The following is a 19,805-nucleotide window of genomic DNA, read 5'->3' on the forward strand; positions in this document are numbered from 1 at the left end:
ACTGATGGCAAGATGACAATTGTGTCAGGTTCAGCGTGCTCCGCTTATTGGCCCAGCCGCAAGCTGGCGCGAATACCTTTCACCTCTGGCTCGTTGGCCTTGTAACCGTCTGCGGGGCCCGCGTAGGAAAGCGCGTAAGCGCTGTTGCCCTGAGTGGCGGCTACCAGTGTCTGAGTGATGACGTGGTTACCGTTCTGAGTGATCTTGCAGGTGGTTTCCAGCGCATCCAGGCCGCCCAGCGTGCTGCTGCGGATTTTGCTGCATGCACTCTGGTATCCGCCTTTGGCGAAGTTCTGTTGCAGGGTTTTGCGCATCTGCAACAAAACCGCCTCCATATTTACCTTGTGTTCAGGTGCCAGGGTCGACTGGGTCAGCTCCATGACCATCTGCGGATCGCCATTGGCGTCGTTCTTCACTGCTCGCTGGCGCACGCTGGTGTCGTCAGTCGCAGGCGGTACGGCTTGCACTTCCCAGTCTGCGGGCCAGGTAATCATCAGCCCTTCGGCGTTGGCCACGGGCAGCGCAGCGAGCAGGCATAAGCCGATAAAAACAGGTAAACGGCGAGCAAAGTGCATGGATATCGGGCCTTTTTGGCAAGTTTTGACAGTAATAGTGTATCAACAGGTGTCGAGGTATTGCTTTGCAGCGTGACATCATTTTCGACCATTGCTCAGCTAAACCTTTGCTTCTTATGTCTAATCCCGGACAATCGCGCCCCTCTTATGGCTGGGGCGATGTCAGCAAGGTGTTTCTTGTCCGCCCCGGCTGCGTGGTAACGACCGGCTAGCGGAGATTCGACCGGATGAATGACCAGGCTAACAGCGTTGACGAACGCTTCGACGAGACCCCAGCGACCCTGAGTCGCTGGAACCGTCATGACACCACCTGGATGCTGGGCCTGTTTGGCACAGCGATTGGCGCAGGTACTTTGTTTTTGCCAATCAACGCTGGGCTTGGCGGCTTTTGGCCGTTATTGATTCTGGCGCTGCTGGCGTTCCCGATGACCTTTTACGCCCACCGTGGCTTGACCCGATTCGTTCTCTCCGGTCGCGAAGGCTCAGATATCACTGACGTGGTAGAAGAACATTTCGGCCTGCGCGCCGGTGCAGTGATTACACTGCTGTATTTCCTGGCCATTTTCCCTATTTTGCTGATTTATAGCGTAGCGCTGACCAACACCGTCGGCAGTTTTATGCTTAATCAATTGCATATCACGCCACCACCACGGGCCATCCTGTCGCTGGTGCTGATTCTGGGCTTGCTGATCGTTGTGCGCTGCGGCGAACAAGTGATCGTGAAGGCCATGAGCATGATGGTCTACCCGTTTATCGTTGCATTGCTGTTTTTGGCGGTGTTTCTGATCCCGCACTGGAATGGCGGCATTCTGAGTACCGCAAGCACGCTGCCGGAGCCTTCGGCTTTATTGCACACCTTGTGGTTGGCGATTCCGGTGATGGTGTTCTCCTTTAACCATTCACCGATCATCTCGGCTTTCGCCGTAGATCAAAAGCGCCGTTACGGTTCGAACGCCGACGAGCGCAGCTCGCAGATCCTGTCCCGCGCCCATCTGCTGATGGTGGTGATGGTGCTGTTCTTTGTCTTCAGCTGTGTGCTCACGCTGTCGCCTGAACAACTGGCCGAAGCCAAGGCCCAGAACCTGTCGATCCTGTCCTACCTGGCCAACCACTTCAGCAACCCGACCATTGCATTTGCCGCGCCGCTGATTGCGTTCGTGGCCATTGCCAAGTCATTCCTGGGCCACTACATCGGCGCCAGCGAAGGCCTTAAAGGTCTGGTACTGAAAACCGGCAAGCGCCCAGGCGCGAAAAACCTCGACCGCATGACCGCTGCTTTCATGCTGGTGGTGTGCTGGGCCGTGGCAACGCTTAACCCAAGCATCCTGGGCATGATCGAAACCATGGGCGGGCCGGTGATTGCTGCCATTCTGTTCCTGATGCCCATGTACGCGATCCGCCGGGTGCCCGCCATGCGTCAGTATTCGGGGCAGATCTCCAACGTGTTTGTAACTGTTGTGGGCCTGATCGCGATTTCGTCGCTGGTGTACTCGCTGATCCCTTGATGCTTGCCCCGGTCGCCGCCGTTCTGCGCGGCGACACTTCGGTGATTGTCCAGCTCAAGCCGCCCAAGGCTTGAGTCTGGCCAGTGCTGCGAATATGATTGCGACCCATTCCTATTCGCAGTGTGCTGCCAGCACGTCCGAGGGTTCCCGTGTCGCCATCCCCGTCGAACTTACCCTAGCTGCGATCACCACGGTTGGCTGTTGAACTGGCTGCGGCGGCGCTTGCGCGATACCGACAGTGCTGCTGATGTGCTGTTCACTGAGCAACAGCGATTGATGGTGTTGCGGATGGGCGAAATTATTACTACGGCGCTCCACGCAATCTGATGCTGGGGATGAAGTACCGTTTCTGAAGAGGCTTTCTGGGAGCGTGCTTGCTCTCGATCAATCGCGAGCAAGCGCGCTACAGGTTGTGGGTTATTTACCCGACAACAACGCCTCTAGTTTTTCCTGGTCACGGGCGAACTGGCGAATGCCCTCGGCCAGTTTCTCAGTGGCCATTGCATCTTCGTTGGAGGCCCAGCGGAATTGCGCTTCGTTCAGGTTCAGACGCGGTTCGCCCGCGTGGCCTGGAGCCAGTTTGCGCTCCAGTTTACCGTCGTCCAGAGCCAGTTTTTCCAGCAAGTCCGGGCTGATGGTCAGGCGGTCGCAGCCAGCCAGTTGCTCGATCTGGTTGAGGTTGCGGAAGCTGGCGCCCATTACCACGGTGTTGTAGGCATTGGCCTTGTAGTAGTTGTAGATACGGGTCACGGACTGCACGCCCGGATCATCGGAACCGGTGTAGTCGGTGCCGGTGGACTTCTTGTACCAGTCGTAAATCCGACCTACGAACGGCGAGATCAAAAATACCCCGGCATCGGCACAGGCAGCGGCCTGGGCGAACGAGAACAGCAGGGTCAGGTTGGTTTGAATACCGTCCTTTTCCAGTTTCTCGGCAGCGCGGATGCCTTCCCAGGTCGAGGCGAGCTTGATCAGGACGCGGTCGCGGCCTACACCAGCCTTGTCGTAAAGCTCGATCAACTGGTTGGCTTTGTTCAGCAGGGCCGGCTCGTCAAACGATAGACGGGCGTCGACTTCAGTCGAAATGCGCCCCGGTATCACTTTCAAGATACCGCTACCTACCGATACCGCGAAATGATCGCAGGCCAGGCCCACATTGCCCTTGGCGTGGCTGATGGCGTTTTGCAGCAGCTCGGCATAACCGGGCATCGCTGCAGCCTTGAGCAGCAGCGACGGATTGGTGGTTGCATCCACAGGTTTGAGACGGGTAATCGCGTCGAGGTCGCCGGTGTCTGCGACCACGGTGGTGAACTGCTTGAGTTGTTCCAGCTTGGAAGTCATGAGCGTCTCTGTCGAAAAGGTATTAATGGCAGTACAGATTGATTGCGTCGTCGATCAATAGTTCGTTGAACGAAGAATGCCGTTGAATACCTTCTCGATGCAACCAATGGAACAGATTTAATCTGTCGTAGTGCCATTACCTGGATTTCAGAGTTCCAGCTTGCCCCATCCTGGCTTGCGCGGCTCTGGTTCGCTGATCTGCACAGCATTGACGGTTTTGCCGGTGGCCAGCTCAACCCGGCGTGCCACTTCCGGGTCGTCGGCAAAGGGGATCAGGCTGGCCTCGTCTATATCCTTTGCGGTTTTATGCTTCAGGCACCAGCCGACCGCAAAGTAGAGGCTGATTACGGCGGCACAGTTGAGGGCTATTTCGAGCATGGCAAGGCTCCTTGCTGAGTGCAGCGCACGCCTGCGGCATGCGCTGCAACGGGGTCAGGCGATCTGGGCGCTCAGTTCGGCCTGTTTGAAGTTGGCCACGCGCACCGTGCGCCATACGTTCCAGGCCATCAGCAGCATGCCGCAGAGGAAGAACAGCCCGCCCACAAGGCGCACGACGAAGCCAGGGTGACTGGCCTGCAACGACTCGACAAACGAGTAGGTCAGCGTGCCGTCATCGTTGATTGCACGCCACATCAGGCCCTGGGTGATGCCGTTGACCCACATCGAGGCGATGTAGAGCACCGTGCCGATGGTGGCCAGCCAGAAGTGCAGGTTGATCAGGGCAGTGCTGTACATCTGCTCGCGGCCGAAGATTTTCGGGATCATGTGGTACAGCGCACCGAAGGTGATCATCGCTACCCAGCCCAATGCCCCGGCGTGAACGTGGCCGATGGTCCAGTCGGTATAGTGGGAGAGGGCGTTGACGGTCTTGATCGCCATCATCGGGCCTTCAAAGGTCGACATGCCGTAGAACGCCAGCGACAGCACCAGAAAGCGCAGGATCGGGTCGGTGCGCAACTTATGCCAAGCGCCCGAGAGGGTCATCATGCCGTTGATCATGCCGCCCCAGCTGGGTGCCAGCAGAATGATCGACATCGCCATGCCCAGCGACTGAGCCCAGTCCGGGAGGGCGGTGTAGTGCAGGTGGTGCGGGCCTGCCCAGATATACAGGGTGATCAGCGCCCAAAAATGCACGATGGACAGGCGATAGGAGTAAATCGGCTTACCGACTTGCTTGGGCACGAAGTAGTACATCATCCCGAGAAAGCCGGTTGTCAGGAAGAAGCCTACAGCGTTATGCCCATACCACCACTGCACCATGGCATCGGTGGCGCCGGAGTACACCGGATAAGATTTGAACCAGTCCACGGGGATTGCCAGGTGGTTGACCACGTGGAGCATGGCGATCACCAGAATAAAAGCGCCGAAAAACCAGTTGCCGACATAAATATGCTTTGTTTTGCGCCGCACCACGGTGGTGAAAAAGACGATGGCGTAGGCCACCCAGACCACGGTCATCCAGACCGCGCCGGTGAACTCGATTTCGGCGTACTCCTTGGTCGTGGTGTAGCCCAGGGGCAGGGTGACCAGCATGATCACAATCACTGACTGCCAGCCCCAGAAAGTAAAGGCTGCGAGCCTGTCAGAGAACAGCCGCACCTGGCAGGTACGCTGCACGGCGTAGTAGCTGGCGGCGAATTGCGCGCTGCCGGCAAAGCCGAAAATCACCAGACTGGTGTGCAGCGGTCGCAGGCGGCCGAATGTGGTCCAGGGCAGGTCGAGGTTCATCTGTGGCCAGGCCAGTTGTGAGGCGATCCACACGCCCATGGCCATGCCGATAACACCCCAGACCACGGTCATGATGGCGAATTGGCGGACAACCTTATAGTTATAGGCCTGCCCGTTTAGTGCTGTGCTCATGCTCAAGTCTTCCACGGTTCAAAGTCCTGCCAGGCCTCGTGGTCTGGCGCAGGGTGAACTTTAGGAAGCTTGAGCAAAACAAAACAGATTCAGAAAATCATAATTAATACGGATCAGATTTTATCTCAGGTTTAATCGAGAATTTTCTTAACTGATCTGGTTTTAATTGGTTTTCAATAATTTAAAAGCAACTGAGCTGTAGGGCTCGGGCCCATGTGTATTGCGTGCTCTATCACATTCAACGTCGGATAAAACCTGGTTCTGCGGCGATTCTCCAATGCTTGGCTATACCTATATGGCGCGTTCTTACGGTTGCGTCCCCTACAGGAGTTACAGCATGAAGCTTGGCTTAATGATCGGTACGTTGTGCATCGCCTCAATCGGGATGGTCGGTTGTGCGAGCAAGGTCCAGCAACCGGATGAGTACTCCGGCTTTTTAAAAGATTACAGCCGCCTTAAAGAAGGCAAGTCGCCGTCTGGTGCAGAAGTGATGCGTTGGGTTGACCCTCAGCTCAAGATCAACCAATACACCAGCGTTTATATCGAGCCGACCCAGCTGTACCCGGCACCCAAGCCTACGGAGAAAATCCCGCAGAGCACTTTGAATGGCATCACCAGCTACTATGATCAGGCGCTGAAACGTGAAATGAGCAAATCACTACCGCTGGCCAGTGGCCCAGGCCCAGGGGTGATTGTGGTGCGGGCAGCCATCACTGCGGTCAGCAGCGAGACCGAGAGCCTGGCACCTTATGAGTACATTCCGGTAGCGCTGGTTGCGGCGGCTGTGAGCACGGCGTCGGGGATCCGTGATCAGGAAACCCAGTTGGCCACTGAGGCCGTGTTTATCGACGGGCAAAGTCAGGATGTGGTTGCCCAAGTGGTTCGCAAAGGCATCGGCAAGCCGTTGAGTAACGACAGCCAGGTGATGAGGGCCGATGACGTGAAAAAGGTCATCGATAGCTGGGCATCGGACATGCATCAGTCGTATTTGAAGCTGAAAAAGTAACCGCGCGGTACTTGTGGGAGCGAGCCTGCTCGCTCCCGTTGCTGCGCCTGCAACTATTTACCGAAAGTGACGTTGATCCCGGCAAACAGCGTGAACTGGGGCAGGTCGTCACCCTTGCGCTCCACAGTCCATTGCGGTTCAACGAAGGCGTTGAGAATGTTGCTTCCGGCTTTCCAGGCTTTGCCCACGCCCAAGCCGATGGGGATGTAGTGCGTGTTGCTTTTCAGGTCGTAGGTCCAGGTGCCTGTGGAGCGCAAGTACCAGCCCTTGGGCAGGTTGTGGATGATAAATGGCTGAAAGGTGGCGCTTTCAACATGCTGGCGGTCGCTGTCACCGGCGAACGAGCTTTGGTACTGCACCAGCGCACCCAGCAGGCCGCGTGGTGAGGCGTCGATGGCAATAGCGGCCAGGCCGGCTTGCCACTTGCCGGTGCCCAGTTCGTCATGTTCGGCGGTTGGCGCGGTGATTTGCGGGCCGATGCCAAGCTGCACACCTTCGGTTTTGAGCAGGAATATATCGAACAGGTTGAGGTCGCCAATCCCGGTGCTGTAGCCGCTGTGGGGATTGGGCCGGGTACTGATCGGCAGCGTGACGCGCAGCAGTTGTGGTACGCCGATAAAGTCATTGGGCGCCACGGGCAGGGCGCCTCGCAACAGGGCGTCATTGGTGTGGATATTGCTGTCGTAGACCTGCGGCGTGTAATAGTCCTGAAGATTGATTCCCGGAGCGAGGCTCAGCGGGTTGTTGCTTTTGTTGGCGGTCTCGGCGTTATCGGCCAGTGCGTCAGCAGCAGGGCACAGAACAAGTGACAGCAACAATCCTGAGGCGAGGCGAGGCGTGTGATGGGCATGGCAGTCCTGTTCCTTGGATACTGACCGTTAACGCTAGCAGTTGGCCTGTACACTGCCGGTATTTATGACCGTTTTGAGTACGGCTACACAGAAAGTTGCAGCCTGTATCGTTATGGCATGCAGTGGCGGCGGCTTTGTAGGAGCAATCTTTTTGTAATGGTAAACATGAGATTTTATGTTCAGCCCATAGGTCAGCCTGCCTGATTCATGTTTAACTTCGGCCTCTTCAACAACCTGTCAAAAAGGACATCGTTCATGGCTCAAGTGACGCTTAAAGGCAACCCTGTTCAAGTCAACGGCGAACTGCCTGCAGTAGGTTCCAAGGCGCCGGCGTTTTCGCTGGTTGCAGGTAATTTGTCCGATGTAACACTGGCGAGCTTTGCCGGTAAGCGTAAAGTGCTGAACATCTTCCCAAGCGTTGATACCCCGACTTGCGCGACCTCCGTGCGCACGTTCAACGCTCATGCCAACGAACTGGCCAACACCGTTGTGCTGTGCATCTCGGCTGACCTGCCATTCGCCCAAGCACGCTTCTGCGGCGCTGAAGGTCTGGAAAACGTACAAAACCTGTCGACCCTGCGCGGCCGTGAGTTCATCGAGAACTACGGCGTGGCAATCGCAGATGGCCCGCTGGCTGGCCTGACTGCTCGCGCTGTCGTAGTACTGGACGAAAACGACAATGTGCTGCACAGCGAACTGGTTAAAGAAATCGCTGAAGAGCCAAACTACGAAGCAGCGCTGGCTGTTTTGAAGTAAGTCGTACCGCAAGACCAAAAGCGGCCTGGCACCCAAAGTGTCAGGCCGTTTTTTTTGCGTTCTACTTTGTATTGATTGCAAAACTGTGGGAGCGAGCCTGCTCGCGAAGGTGGTTAACGAAGGCGAATGTTGCCGGAATTATGGCGGGGCTCTTGATATTTTCGCGAGCAGGCTCGCTCCCACAACATGGACTCAGGTAATACCAAAAGGGGCTACAGAGGCTCTATAACGTAAATACCCGGTAAAGAACCTTTTCATAACGGTCTGCACTGCTTATCGTTCGGCTTCCTGAAAATTATCGCTCGCGCTAATGGTTGATCATTCCATGCAATCCTCTGTTTCCCACAAATCCCGTTTCTGGCTGTTTGGCCTGCTGGCCTTGCTGATCGTCGTTGGTCTGTGCTGGTGGCTATGGCCGTCCGCCTCGAAAAAGGCCGTGACCGATCAGCCTGCCGGGCACACCGGTCGCTCGGGGATGATGCGTCCCGGGTTTGGCGGTTCGACTCAGCCTGTGCCGGTTCGAGTGTCGCAAGTGACGCAGGGTGATTTTCCGGTGTACTTCAAGGCGCTGGGGACTGTGACGGCACTCAACACCATCAACGTGCGCAGTCGTGTGGCAGGGGAGTTGGTCAAGATCAACTTCAAGGAAGGGCAAATGGTCAAAGCTGGCGAACTGCTGGCTGAAATCGACCCGCGCAGCTATCAGAATGCGTTGCTGCAAGCAGAAGGCACGCTGCTGCAGAATCAGGCGCAACTGAAAAACGCTCAGGTCGATGTGCAGCGCTATCGCGGCCTGTACGCCGAAGACAGTATTGCCAAGCAAACCCTCGACACCGCCGAAGCATTGGTCAGCCAATATCAGGGCACGGTCAAGACCAATCAGGCTGCGGTCAACGATGCCAAGCTGAATCTGGAATTCACCAAAATCCGCGCCCCCATCGCTGGTCGTGTGGGCTTGCGCCAACTGGATGTCGGTAACCTGGTGGCGGCCAATGACACTACAGCGCTGGTGGTGATCACCCAGACCGAGCCGATCGTGGTCAGTTTCACCTTGCCCGAGACCAACCTGGCGCTGGTGCTTGAGCGCTATCGCAGCGGCGCCAAAATGCCGGTGCAGGCCTGGAACCGTGGTGACACCAAAGAGCTGGCGGTGGGCGTATTGAGCAGCATCGACAACCAGATCGATATCACCACCGGCACCTTGAAGTTCAAGGCACTGTTCGAGAACCGCGATCAGGCGCTGTTCCCCAACCAGTTCGTCAATGTGCGCCTGTTGGCTGACACTCTGAAAAACGTGGTGCTGGCGCCGACGGCAGCCATTCAGTACGGCACCAACGGCTCGTTCGTGTATGCAATGGATGGCGACAACAAAGTCAAGATTCGCACCGTCAAAGTGGGCGTCACCGATGGCGACGTAACAGTGATCGAAGATGGCCTGGCACCGGGTGATCGTGTGGTGCTCGAAGGCACTGATCGCTTGCGCGATGGTGGCGCGGTGGAAGTGGTCAACGACAGCGTCGAAGTGCCTGCAACTGCAGCCGGGCAAGTGCTCGATGGCGGCTCTGACACCGATGCAGCCCCAGCCTCTGACAAAGCCAAGACCAAGGCCCGCGAATGAATCTGTCGCGGCTGTTTATCCTGCGCCCGGTCGCAACCACGCTGTGCATGCTGGCCATCGTGTTATCCGGGATCATCGCTTATCGCTTGCTGCCAGTGTCGGCCCTGCCTCAGGTCGACTACCCGACCATTCGCGTGATGACGCTGTATCCCGGAGCCAGCCCGGATGTCATGACCAGCGCCGTGACCGCGCCGCTTGAACGTCAGTTCGGGCAAATGCCGGGCCTGACGCAAATGGCCTCGACCAGTTCCGGTGGCGCATCGGTACTGACCCTGCGCTTTAATCTCGACATCAACATGGATGTGGCCGAGCAACAGGTACAGGCCGCGATCAACGCTGCCAGCAACCTGCTGCCCAAGGATTTGCCGGCACCACCGGTGTACAACAAGGTCAACCCGGCGGATACCCCGGTGCTGACCCTGGCGATCACCTCCAAAACCATGCTGCTGCCCAAGCTCAATGATCTGGTCGATACGCGCATGGCGCAAAAAATTGCCCAGATCAGTGGCGTCGGCATGGTCAGTATCGCGGGCGGTCAGCGTCAGGCGGTGCGGATCAAGGTCAACCCCGAGGCACTGGCCGCCAATGGCCTGAACCTGGCGGATGTGCGCACCCTGATTGGCGCATCCAACGTCAATCAGCCCAAGGGTAACTTTGACGGCCCGACCCGGGTGTCGATGCTGGACGCTAACGACCAGCTGAAAACCCCCGAGGAATACGCCCAACTGATCCTCGCCTATAACAACGGTGCACCGTTGCGGCTCAAGGACGTGGCCGAAATTGTCGACGGTGCCGAGAACGAACGTCTCGCGGCCTGGGCCAACGAAAACCAGGCGGTATTGCTCAATATCCAGCGCCAGCCCGGTGCCAACGTGATTGAGGTAGTGGACCGGATCAAGGCGCTGTTGCCGAGCATCACCGACAACCTGCCGGCTGGCATCGACGTCACGGTGCTGACCGACCGTACGCAAACCATCCGCGCCTCGGTGCGTGATGTGCAGCACGAATTGCTGATCGCCATTGCGTTGGTAGTGATGGTGACATTCCTGTTTCTGCGCCGAGCCAGCGCGACCATCATCCCCTCGATTGCCGTACCGCTGTCGCTGGTGGGTACATTCGGGGTGATGTATCTGGCTGGCTTCTCGATCAACAACCTGACGCTGATGGCTCTGACCATTGCCACCGGTTTTGTGGTGGATGACGCCATCGTCATGCTGGAGAACATCTCGCGCTATATCGAGGAAGGCGACAGCCCGATGCAGGCGGCGCTCAAGGGCGCCAAACAGATCGGCTTCACCCTGATCTCGCTGACCCTGTCGCTGATTGCGGTATTGATCCCGCTGCTGTTTATGGCCGACGTGGTAGGGCGGTTGTTCCGCGAGTTTGCGATTACCCTGGCGGTGGCGATCCTGATCTCGCTGGTGGTCTCGTTGACCCTGACCCCGATGATGTGCGCCCGCCTGCTCAAGGCCGAACCCAAGCCCGAAGAACAGGGGCGCTTCTACCGCGCCAGCGGCGCCTTTATCGACTGGATGATCGCCGAATACGGGCGCATGTTGCAGTGGGTACTCAAGCACCAGCCGCTGACCCTGCTGGTGGCCATCGGCACACTGGGCTTGACCGTATTCTTGTACATGGTGGTGCCCAAGGGGTTTTTCCCGGTGCAGGACACCGGGGTCATCCAGGGCATCTCCGAAGCGCCGCAATCGATTTCCTTCAGCGCCATGAGCCTGCGTCAGCAGGAGCTGGGCAAGATCATCCTGCAGGACCCGGATGTTGAAAGCCTGTCGTCGTATATCGGCGTGGACGGTGATAACCCGACGCTCAACAGCGGGCGCATGCTGATCAACCTCAAGCCCCACAGCGAGCGCAACGAAAGTGCCTCCGAGGTGATTGCACGTTTGCAACCGCAACTGGACAAGCTGACGGGGATTCGCCTGTTTATGCAGCCGGTGCAGGATTTAACCATCGAAGACCGCGTGAGCCGTACCCAGTACCAGTTCAGTCTGTCTTCACCGGATGCCGAGATGCTCAGCACCTGGAGCCAAAAACTGGTCACGGCGCTGTCCAACCAGCCTGAACTGGTCGATGTGGCCAGCGATCTGCAAGACAAGGGCTTGCAGGTGTATCTGGTGATTGACCGCGATGCAGCCTCGCGTCTTGGGGTGTCGGTGGCCAATATCACCGACGCCTTGTATGACGCGTTTGGCCAGCGCCAGATCTCGACCATCTACACCCAAGCCAGCCAGTACCGTGTGGTATTGCAGGCCAAGGACGGCGAGAAAATTGGGCCGCAAGCCCTCGACCAGATCCACGTGAAAACCACCGATGGCGGCCAGGTACGGTTGTCGAGCCTGGCCAGGGTCGAAGAGCGTCAGGCGCAACTGGCTATTTCCCATATCGGCCAGTTCCCCTCGGTGATGGTCTCGTTCAACCTGGCTCCCGGTGTGGCACTGGGGCAGGCGGTCGAGCTGATTGATCAGGTGCAAAAAGATATCGGCATGCCGTTGGGGGTCAAAACCGAGTTCCAGGGCGCGGCGCAAGCGTTCCAGGCATCTCTGTCGAGCACCTTGCTGCTGATTCTTGCGGCGGTAGTGACCATGTATATCGTGCTCGGTGTGCTCTATGAGAGTTACATTCACCCGATCACAATCCTTTCAACCCTGCCGTCGGCGGCGGTCGGTGCCTTGCTGGCGTTGATCCTCAGCGGCAATGACCTGGGGATGATTGCGATTATTGGCATCATCCTGCTGATCGGTATCGTGAAGAAAAACGCGATCATGATGATCGACTTCGCGCTCGATGCTGAACGCAATCAGGGCATGGCGCCCGAGCAGGCAATTTATCAGGCGGCGCTGCTGCGCTTCCGACCGATTCTGATGACCACCCTGGCCGCGCTGTTCGGGGCGGTGCCGCTGATGCTGGCCACCGGTTCCGGGGCGGAATTACGTCAGCCATTGGGTCTGGTAATGGTCGGCGGTTTGCTGGTGAGCCAGGTACTGACCCTGTTTACAACTCCGGTGATCTACCTGTATTTCGATCGTCTGGGCCGCCGCTGGCGCGGTGCTCCTGCCCAGGCCAAGCAGGCGTCGCTATGAATCTGTCCGGCCCGTTTATCAAGCGCCCGGTAGCCACCATGCTCCTGAGCCTTGCAATCATGTTGCTGGGCGGTGTGAGCTTCGGTTTGCTGCCGGTGTCGCCGCTGCCGCAAATGGACTTCCCGGTGATCGTGGTCTCGGCCAGTTTGCCGGGAGCCAGCCCCGAGGTAATGGCGTCTACCGTGGCCACGCCGCTGGAGCGATCGTTCGGTGCGATTGCCGGGGTCAACACCATGAGCAGCAACTCGAGCCAGGGTTCGACCCGAGTGATTTTGCAGTTCGATCAGGACCGCGATATCAACGGTGCTGCGCGGGAAGTGCAAGCGGCGATCAACGCTTCGCGCAACCTGCTGCCTAGCGGCATGAAAAGCATGCCCACCTACAAAAAAATCAACCCGTCTCAAGCACCGATCATGGTGCTGTCGCTGACCTCCGAGGTGCTATCCAAGGGGCAGCTTTACGATCTGGCCTCGACCATCCTCTCGCAAAGCCTGTCCCAGGTGCCCGGTGTGGGCGAAGTGCAGATTGGCGGCAGCTCGCTGCCCGCCGTACGCATTGAGCTGGAGCCGCAGTTGCTCAACCAGTACGGCGTTTCGCTGGATGATGTGCGCAACACCATTGCCAATGCCAACGTTCGTCGCCCCAAGGGCGCGGTGTCCGACGGTGAGCGCAACTGGCAGATCCAGGCCAACGACCAGTTGGAAAAAGCCAAGGACTACGAGCCGCTGATCATCCGCTACCAGGATGGTGCGGCGCTGCGTCTGAGCCACGTAGCCAAGGTCAAGGACAGCGTTGAAGACCGCTACAACAGTGGTTTCTTCAATAACGATGCCGCGGTATTGCTGGTGGTCAACCGCCAGGCCGGGGCCAACATCATTGAAACCGTAAACGCGATCAAGGCCCAGTTGCCCGCGCTGCAGGCAGTACTGCCAGCCAGCGTCCAGCTGAACCTGGCAATGGACCGCTCGCCGGTGATCAAGGCCACGCTGCACGAAGCCGAGATGACCCTGCTGATTGCCGTGGCGCTGGTGATTCTGGTGGTGTTCCTGTTTCTCGGCAATTTACGTGCGTCGCTGATCCCGACCCTGGCAGTGCCGGTTTCATTGGTCGGTACTTTCGCGATCATGTACCTGTACGGGTTCTCGCTGAACAACCTGTCGCTGATGGCTCTTATTCTGGCTACCGGGCTGGTGGTGGATGACGCCATCGTGGTGCTGGAGAACATCTCGCGGCATATCGATGCGGGAATTGCGCCGATGAAAGCGGCGTACCTGGGTGCCAAGGAAGTCGGTTTCACCTTGCTCTCGATGAACGTCTCGCTGGTGGCGGTGTTCCTGTCGATTCTGTTTATGGGCGGGATTGTCGAGAGCCTGTTTCGCGAGTTTTCCATCACCCTGGCAGCCTCGATAGTAGTATCGCTGGTAGTGTCGCTGACCCTGACCCCGATGCTTTGTGCGCGCTGGCTTAAACCCCATGTGCCGGGCACCGAAAACGCCATGCAACGCTGGAGCATACGGCTTAACGAGCGCATGGTCAGCGGCTATGCCCGCAGCCTGGATTGGGTATTGCGGCACAAGCGGCTGACGCTGTTCAGCCTGCTGCTGACCATCGGCGTCAACGTTGCGTTGTATGTAGTGGTGCCCAAAACCTTTATGCCGCAGCAGGACACCGGGCAACTGATCGGTTTTGTTCGCGGTGATGATGGCCTGTCGTTCAGCGTGATGCAGCCGAAGATGGAAATCTTCCGCAAGGCGGTGCTGGCCGACCCTGCAGTCGAAAGCGTGGCCGGCTTTATTGGCGGTAACGGCGGCACCAACAACGCGTTCATGATCGTGCGCCTAAAGCCGATTTCAGAACGCAAGGTGTCGGCGCAAAAGGTCATTGAGCGCTTGCGCGAGAACATGCCGAAAGTGCCGGGCGGGCGGCTGATGCTGATGGCTGACCAGGACCTGCAGTTTGGCGGCGGGCGTGATCAGACCAGCTCGCAATACTCCTACATTCTGCAAAGCGGTGATCTCGCCCAATTGCGTATCTGGTACCCGAAAGTGGTGGCTGCGCTCAAGGCGTTGCCGGAACTGACCGCCATCGATGCCCGTGAAGGACGCGGTGCGCAACAAGTCACGCTGGTGGTCGACCGCGATCAGGCCAAGCGCTTGGGGGTGGACATGGACATGGTCACCGCGGTGCTCAATAACGCCTACAGCCAGCGACAGATTTCCACCATCTACGACAGCCTGAACCAATACCAGGTGGTGATGGAGGTCAACCCAAAGTACGCCCAGGACCCCGAAACCCTGAACCAGGTGCAGGTGATTACCGCCGATGGCCAGCGGATTCCGTTGTCGACGATTGCTCACTACGAAAACAGCCTGCAGAACGACCGTGTCTCGCACGAAGGCCAGTTCGCCTCGGAGTCTATCGCGTTTGATATGGCCCCCGGCGTGACCATGGAGCAGGGTACCGCAGCTATTGAACGGGCCATCGCCAAACTCGGTTTGCCGGAAGAAGTGATTGCGAAAATGGCCGGTACGGGCGATGCCTTCGCCGCCACGCAAAAAAGCCAGCCGTTCATGATTTTGGGTGCGCTGGTGGCGGTGTATCTGGTGCTGGGGATTTTGTATGAGAGTTATATCCATCCGTTGACCATTCTTTCGACCTTGCCGTCGGCCGGGGTGGGTGCGCTGTTGAGCATCTACCTCACAGGGGGTGAGTTCAGTCTGATCTCGCTGCTCGGTCTGTTTCTGCTGATCGGTGTGGTGAAGAAAAACGCGATCTTGATGATCGATCTGGCGCTGCAACTGGAACGCCACTCGGGCCTTGACCCGCAAGAGTCGATCCGCAGTGCGTGCCTGCAGCGTTTAAGGCCGATTCTGATGACTACTCTGGCGGCCATTCTCGGTGCCTTGCCGCTGATGCTGAGCAGCGCAGAAGGTGCTGAAATGCGCCAGCCGCTGGGTCTTACCATTATCGGCGGCCTTATTTTCAGCCAGATCCTGACCCTTTACACCACCCCGGTGGTTTACCTCTATCTCGACCGCTTACGCCATCGTTTCAACAAGTGGCGTGGCGTGCGCACTGATGCTGCTCTGGAAACTCCGCTATGACCTCTCGTTTGCTTACCCTTGCCCCGGCTCTGTCGTCCCAACGTTGGCAGTTGGCCCGTGGCTCGCGCCTGCTGGGCCTGGCGCTGTCCGCTGTGTTGCTCAGTGCCTGTGCGATTGGTCCGGACTACCAGCGCCCGCAAACGTCGGCCCCGCTTGAGTACAAACAGGCCGCTGGCTGGACTCAGGCCAATCCGAGCGACTCCCTGGCCCGTGGCGCCTGGTGGGAGCTGTATGGCGACCAGCAGCTCAACGGGCTGGTTGAAAAACTCAACAGTTCCAACCAGACCATTGCGCAGTCCGAAGCCCAGTTTCGTCAGGCTCAGGCATTGGTGCGCAGTGCGCGTGGGGCTTTTTTGCCGAGCGCCGATTTGAGCGTGGGTAAAACCCGCTCCAGTCAGGGTACCGGCAGTTCCAATTCAAGTTTGACCAGCTCCAGCAGCGGCATTCGTGACACCTTGAACGCTCAGGTCGGGGTGAGCTGGGAAGCTGATGTGTGGGGCAAGTTGCGCCGAGGCCTTGAAGCCAACGAGGCGAGCGCCGAAGCCAGCTTGGCCGATTTGGCCGCGATGCGTCTGAGTCAGCAGTCGGAACTGGTACAGAATTACCTGCAATTACGGGTGATTGATGAGCAGAAACGCTTGTTGGAGGCCACGGTCGAGGCGTATCAGCGTTCATTGAAAATGAGCGAAAACCAGTACCGCGCGGGAATCTCCGGCAAGGATGCGGTGGCCCAGGCACAAACCCAGTTGCGCAATACCCAGGCCAACCTGATCGATCTGATCTGGCAACGAGCCCAGTTTGAAAACGCGATTGCGGTGCTTACCGGTCAGGCCCCGTCGGGCTTTAATCTGGCTGAAATCAAAGACGTGCCCAAGTTGCCGATGATCCCGGTCAACCTGCCTTCGCAATTGCTGGAGCGGCGTCCTGACATTGCCTCTGCAGAGCGCTCGGTGATCGCCGCCAACGCCAATATCGGCGTGGCCAAGGCGGCTTACTACCCGGATTTCAGCCTGAGCCTGTCGGGCGGCTACAGCAGCAGCCAGTATCAGGACTGGATCAGCGTGCCAAACCGCTTCTGGTCGGTGGGGCCGAAAATCTCGTTGCCGCTGTTCGATGGCGGTCAGCGTTCGGCCGAAGTCGATCGTAACGAGGCCGCGTATGACCAGACCGTGGCCAAGTATCGCCAAACCGTGCTTGACGGTTTGCGTGAAGTGGAAAACTACATGGTGCAATTGAAGGTGCTGGGCGATGAGTCGGTGGTGCAGGAGCAGGCACTGGAATCGGCCCGGGAGTCGTTGCGTCTGACCAACAACCAGTACAAAGCCGGGTTGATTGCCTATCTGGACGTAGTCTCGGTACAAACCACCGCCCTGACCACTGAGCGCAGCGTGCTCAACCTGTTGCAAAGCCGCCTGATTGCCAGCGTGCAGTTGATAGCGGCGCTGGGCGGCGGGTGGGATGGCAAGACCGACCTGAACGCCCAGGAACAATAAACCCTGCCTTTGTGGGAACGAGCCTGCTCGCGATGCAGACAATGCGGTCTCTGCAACAAACCGTGGTGATGCCTTCGCGAGCAGGCTCGCTCCCACAGGTCGAGCCTAGTAAAAACTGAACCTGTCCTTGCCCGTTTTTTTGGATTCATACAGCGCCTTGTCGGCATTGGCCAAAGCCTGGTTCAGGGTGTCTGTATCGGTAACCCGGGCCAGGCCAATACTGACGGTCACGGGATGCTCAGCGAGGTCCTCGCGCACCCGGCTACACAAGCTGTCCATCAGTGCTTCGACGTCGCTGCGCCTTACCCCTGACAGGTACACGGCAAACTCTTCCCCTCCCAATCGTGCGTACTCATGGTCAGCCATCACTGCCTTGATGCTGGCAGCGGTGCGCTTGAGCACTTCATCGCCGATATCATGGCCATATTGATCATTTACCTTCTTGAAGTTGTCGATGTCGATCATCGCCAGGTAGTGATCCTGCACCCGCGGCTGGGTCAGCAATGCATGACCTGCCTGGAGCATAAATGATCGGCGGTTGGGGATTTCGGTCAGGGCATCGACATAGGCCTGGACCGCCAGCCGCTTGGACATGATGTAGTTGTGCAACTTGACCCGACGCAATTTGAAAAAACTGTAAATCGTCACGCTGCACAAAAAAGCGCAGAAGCACAGAATCAACAGACCGCGCAGGTCCATGACCGACGCTTGGGTCATCAGAAAAGGATTAAGAGTCAGGCAAGTAATCGCGGCAACACCAAGGAATGCCCAGCGGCTCAGAGGCAGGATCGAGGCGTTGTAAAGGACGCTCGCGCAGGCGAGTGCCAGCCAGATGGGCTGTGTTTCGGCCGGCAGACCAAAGGTGACCAGGCGCAAACCCAGGGTAATGACCGCGACGAACATCACGTTCAGCACGTCGAAATGCCGGTAATTGCGAATAAAGCCAAGGATGGTGGTGAGTGCTGCCATCACGCCAATAAACAGCAAGGACAGAGCCGTAAAACCCTGGCCGCCCTTGAAGCTGATAATCAGGTTGAACAGCAACCAGATGGCAATGCTGGTGATATAAGTCAGGCGGCAAAAATTGCGCAGTTTTTCGAAGTCGTGTTGAGCAAATTCGGCTTGCAAGGCAGGTGGCGCAGCTTGTTTGGAGATCTCTGATTCAATGGTTTTGAGCATTGCGCGCCTTGAACACTGTCGGATGACGGGCCCTGGGCAAACATGTGTTTAAACATCTTCTGCCCAGGTTACATAAGTAACCCTAGCAGGAGTTGGCTGCTTATCGAAGCGTGCCCGGCGTGCAGGTCAGCCATTGTGGGCGAATACTTCGCCGATACTGCGTTGACGCGCATATTGCTCGCTGGCTCGAATCAGCGCTTCAAGGTCTTCGGGGGTCACGTCTATAAAAGCATCCATTTGTTGCAGTGCGTTTTGCAAGTCTTCGGCGGTAATGTTCGGGTCCACGGGGGACTGGGCAGAGCTCGCCAGCGGGTTTGGTTCAGCCGGTTTTTTCGGGTAACCCACGCGGGTCAGATTGTTATAGGCCAACGCCGCGAGCAGCATGCACACCGCGCTGAGCATTACCGGGGCCAGCATGCCCCAGCCCAGGCTGGCGCTGTCCGGATCAGCCAACACCACCAGCAACGCCAGCGCCCCGGCAGGCGGGTGCAGGCAGCGCAGCAGGCACATGCACAGCAGGGCAATGCCGACTGCCAGGCAGGCGCTGTCCAGGTTACGTCCAAACACGTACACCACGCACAACGACACCACCGTTGCGCACAGGTAGCCGCCGACTATCGACCAGGGTTGCGCCAGTGCCCCTGAAGACACTGCAAACAGCAAAATGGCTGAAGCCCCCAGCGGGCCAATCAAATGCATGGCCACGGGCAGGCCGAAAAACAGACTGCATACCCAGACACTGAACAGCGTGCCAAGGGATACGCCAATGGCGGCGCGGCTCCATTCGGAGGGACGAGTGTTCGTAGCCGCAGGCAATAGGCGGCTGATCCAGCGGGTTTGCATGGTCAGGAAAATCCGGTTTTGAGGGCGAGGCAGATAAAAAAAGGCTTGGCGGGATTCCCGACAAGCCCTTGAAAATGTTCCTTCATTTGGGGGAGGAACGTGTGCAGTCTGCCCAGTGTAGAATCAATCCGCAAATGCATAATAATGCTGGTTAAGTGCATTATTTTTGATGTTTGCCGCCGTGAGCAGATAAGCGTCCGTACTGGCCGGGCTTGTCTGGCGCGAGTTTGCCCAATACGCGCTCATAAACCTCGTTGTTCAAGAGCCGCCGCTCGATAAAGCTGCGCGCGCCCGGGCTATTGGCCAGAGGGCCTTTTAGTACAATCAATGCATCGCGCAATTTCAGCAGTTTGCACAGTTCCAGCATGCAGGTATGCCCAGCGCAACTCTGGGGCTGCACACACGGTGTTTGCTCAGGGCAGGGGGCGGCATTGGCAATCAAGGCGTTACTCATCACGTTGAGCTCCATATATGAAGGGTATGGATGGATGCAAGACGTTGTCGCCAATGCCCTGTAATGCGATACACGCGGTGACATATCGCCCATTTACTTGGCTTGTGATCTAGGTTTTGCGC

15 protein-coding genes are annotated in these 19,805 nt (G+C 57.8%); 7 read left to right on the forward strand and 8 right to left on the reverse strand.

The window, feature by feature from the left end; all coding sequences use genetic code 11:
• Positions 1-44: 44 nt before the first annotated feature.
• Positions 45-575: a DUF4946 domain-containing protein gene (locus V6L79_RS12740; protein ID WP_261741858.1), complete on the reverse strand. Its 531-nt coding sequence runs from the start codon at positions 573-575 to the stop codon at positions 45-47.
• Positions 576-802: 227 nt separating this feature from the next.
• On the opposite strand from V6L79_RS12740, the gene V6L79_RS12745 reads away from it, so the two are divergent.
• Positions 803-2,080, forward strand: coding sequence for a serine/threonine transporter (locus tag V6L79_RS12745; protein WP_261741859.1), 1,278 nt, complete (start codon positions 803-805; stop codon positions 2,078-2,080).
• A 417-nt stretch (positions 2,081-2,497) separates the two neighbouring features.
• On the opposite strand, the gene tal is transcribed toward V6L79_RS12745, so the two are convergent.
• The 3 genes from tal to ccoN form a co-directional block, all read right to left on the reverse strand.
• Complete coding sequence (gene tal / locus V6L79_RS12750; protein ID WP_321836198.1) at positions 2,498-3,421, reverse strand: transaldolase; 924 nt, start codon at positions 3,419-3,421, stop codon at positions 2,498-2,500.
• A 147-nt stretch (positions 3,422-3,568) separates the two neighbouring features.
• Positions 3,569-3,799, reverse strand: coding sequence for a hypothetical protein (locus V6L79_RS12755; protein ID WP_338578879.1), 231 nt, complete (start codon positions 3,797-3,799; stop codon positions 3,569-3,571).
• Between the two features lie 54 nt (positions 3,800-3,853).
• Positions 3,854-5,281 carry a cytochrome-c oxidase, cbb3-type subunit I gene (ccoN, locus tag V6L79_RS12760; RefSeq protein WP_321836200.1) on the reverse strand — a complete coding sequence of 476 codons (1,428 nt, stop codon included), beginning with the start codon at positions 5,279-5,281 and terminating at the stop codon, positions 3,854-3,856.
• A gap of 337 nt (positions 5,282-5,618) precedes the next feature.
• Here ccoN and V6L79_RS12765 point away from each other — a divergent pair, with 337 nt between their 5' ends.
• A complete protein-coding gene (locus tag V6L79_RS12765; RefSeq protein WP_261741862.1) occupies positions 5,619-6,287 on the forward strand; it encodes a DUF3313 domain-containing protein in 669 nt (222 codons plus the stop codon).
• A gap of 53 nt (positions 6,288-6,340) precedes the next feature.
• On the opposite strand, the gene V6L79_RS12770 is transcribed toward V6L79_RS12765, so the two are convergent.
• Positions 6,341-7,105: a hypothetical protein gene (locus V6L79_RS12770; RefSeq protein WP_338578880.1), complete on the reverse strand. Its 765-nt coding sequence runs from the start codon at positions 7,103-7,105 to the stop codon at positions 6,341-6,343.
• 288 nt (positions 7,106-7,393) lie between these two features.
• Here V6L79_RS12770 and tpx point away from each other — a divergent pair, with 288 nt between their 5' ends.
• The 5 genes from tpx (at position 7,394) to V6L79_RS12795 (ending at position 17,207) form a co-directional block, all read left to right on the forward strand.
• On the forward strand, positions 7,394-7,894 hold the full coding sequence (gene tpx / locus V6L79_RS12775; RefSeq protein ID WP_338578881.1) for a thiol peroxidase: 501 nt from the start codon (positions 7,394-7,396) through the stop codon (positions 7,892-7,894).
• Between the two features lie 310 nt (positions 7,895-8,204).
• Entirely contained in the window at positions 8,205-9,512 is a 1,308-nt protein-coding gene (locus V6L79_RS12780) for an MdtA/MuxA family multidrug efflux RND transporter periplasmic adaptor subunit (RefSeq protein WP_321836201.1), read from the forward strand.
• The gene (locus V6L79_RS12785; RefSeq protein WP_321837632.1) at positions 9,509-12,610 is read left to right on the forward strand and encodes an MdtB/MuxB family multidrug efflux RND transporter permease subunit; all 3,102 of its coding nucleotides are present in this window, start codon (positions 9,509-9,511) and stop codon (positions 12,608-12,610) included. The genes V6L79_RS12780 and V6L79_RS12785 overlap by 4 nt, the downstream gene beginning before the upstream one ends.
• Positions 12,607-15,714 (forward strand): efflux RND transporter permease subunit, encoded by a 3,108-nt coding sequence (locus V6L79_RS12790; protein ID WP_261741866.1) that lies wholly within the window; start codon positions 12,607-12,609, stop codon positions 15,712-15,714. Before V6L79_RS12785 ends, V6L79_RS12790 begins: the two co-directional genes overlap by 4 nt.
• Positions 15,711-17,207 carry an efflux transporter outer membrane subunit gene (locus V6L79_RS12795; RefSeq protein ID WP_261741867.1) on the forward strand — a complete coding sequence of 499 codons (1,497 nt, stop codon included), beginning with the start codon at positions 15,711-15,713 and terminating at the stop codon, positions 17,205-17,207. Before V6L79_RS12790 ends, V6L79_RS12795 begins: the two co-directional genes overlap by 4 nt.
• Before the next feature lie 105 nt (positions 17,208-17,312).
• Here the strand turns inward: V6L79_RS12795 and V6L79_RS12800 are convergent, their stop codons facing one another.
• From V6L79_RS12800 to V6L79_RS12810, 3 genes are all read right to left on the reverse strand, one after another.
• Complete coding sequence (locus V6L79_RS12800; RefSeq protein ID WP_321836203.1) at positions 17,313-18,386, reverse strand: GGDEF domain-containing protein; 1,074 nt, start codon at positions 18,384-18,386, stop codon at positions 17,313-17,315.
• Between the two features lie 126 nt (positions 18,387-18,512).
• Positions 18,513-19,229, reverse strand: coding sequence for an HPP family protein (locus V6L79_RS12805; RefSeq protein WP_338578882.1), 717 nt, complete (start codon positions 19,227-19,229; stop codon positions 18,513-18,515).
• A gap of 160 nt (positions 19,230-19,389) precedes the next feature.
• Positions 19,390-19,683 (reverse strand): hypothetical protein, encoded by a 294-nt coding sequence (locus tag V6L79_RS12810; protein ID WP_261741870.1) that lies wholly within the window; start codon positions 19,681-19,683, stop codon positions 19,390-19,392.
• Positions 19,684-19,805 lie beyond the last annotated feature (122 nt).

Source organism: Pseudomonas sp. ML2-2023-6, from assembly GCF_037055265.1.
Classification (GTDB): domain Bacteria; phylum Pseudomonadota; class Gammaproteobacteria; order Pseudomonadales; family Pseudomonadaceae; genus Aquipseudomonas; species Aquipseudomonas kulmbachensis.

What these genes read in the sequence shown, in the direction of transcription:
- V6L79_RS12740 (WP_261741858.1), bottom strand. Translation starts at nt 575, where the DNA reads ATGCACTTTGCTCGCCGTTTACCTGTTTTTATCGGCTTATGCCTGCTC.
- V6L79_RS12745 (WP_261741859.1), top strand. Translation starts at nt 803, where the DNA reads ATGAATGACCAGGCTAACAGCGTTGACGAACGCTTCGACGAGACCCCA.
- tal (WP_321836198.1), bottom strand. Translation starts at nt 3,421, where the DNA reads ATGACTTCCAAGCTGGAACAACTCAAGCAGTTCACCACCGTGGTCGCA.
- V6L79_RS12755 (WP_338578879.1), bottom strand. Translation starts at nt 3,799, where the DNA reads ATGCTCGAAATAGCCCTCAACTGTGCCGCCGTAATCAGCCTCTACTTT.
- ccoN (WP_321836200.1), bottom strand. Translation starts at nt 5,281, where the DNA reads ATGAGCACAGCACTAAACGGGCAGGCCTATAACTATAAGGTTGTCCGC.
- V6L79_RS12765 (WP_261741862.1), top strand. Translation starts at nt 5,619, where the DNA reads ATGAAGCTTGGCTTAATGATCGGTACGTTGTGCATCGCCTCAATCGGG.
- tpx (WP_338578881.1), top strand. Translation starts at nt 7,394, where the DNA reads ATGGCTCAAGTGACGCTTAAAGGCAACCCTGTTCAAGTCAACGGCGAA.
- V6L79_RS12780 (WP_321836201.1), top strand. Translation starts at nt 8,205, where the DNA reads ATGGTTGATCATTCCATGCAATCCTCTGTTTCCCACAAATCCCGTTTC.
- V6L79_RS12785 (WP_321837632.1), top strand. Translation starts at nt 9,509, where the DNA reads ATGAATCTGTCGCGGCTGTTTATCCTGCGCCCGGTCGCAACCACGCTG.
- V6L79_RS12790 (WP_261741866.1), top strand. Translation starts at nt 12,607, where the DNA reads ATGAATCTGTCCGGCCCGTTTATCAAGCGCCCGGTAGCCACCATGCTC.
- V6L79_RS12795 (WP_261741867.1), top strand. Translation starts at nt 15,711, where the DNA reads ATGACCTCTCGTTTGCTTACCCTTGCCCCGGCTCTGTCGTCCCAACGT.
- V6L79_RS12800 (WP_321836203.1), bottom strand. Translation starts at nt 18,386, where the DNA reads ATGCTCAAAACCATTGAATCAGAGATCTCCAAACAAGCTGCGCCACCT.
- V6L79_RS12805 (WP_338578882.1), bottom strand. Translation starts at nt 19,229, where the DNA reads ATGCAAACCCGCTGGATCAGCCGCCTATTGCCTGCGGCTACGAACACT.
- V6L79_RS12810 (WP_261741870.1), bottom strand. Translation starts at nt 19,683, where the DNA reads ATGAGTAACGCCTTGATTGCCAATGCCGCCCCCTGCCCTGAGCAAACA.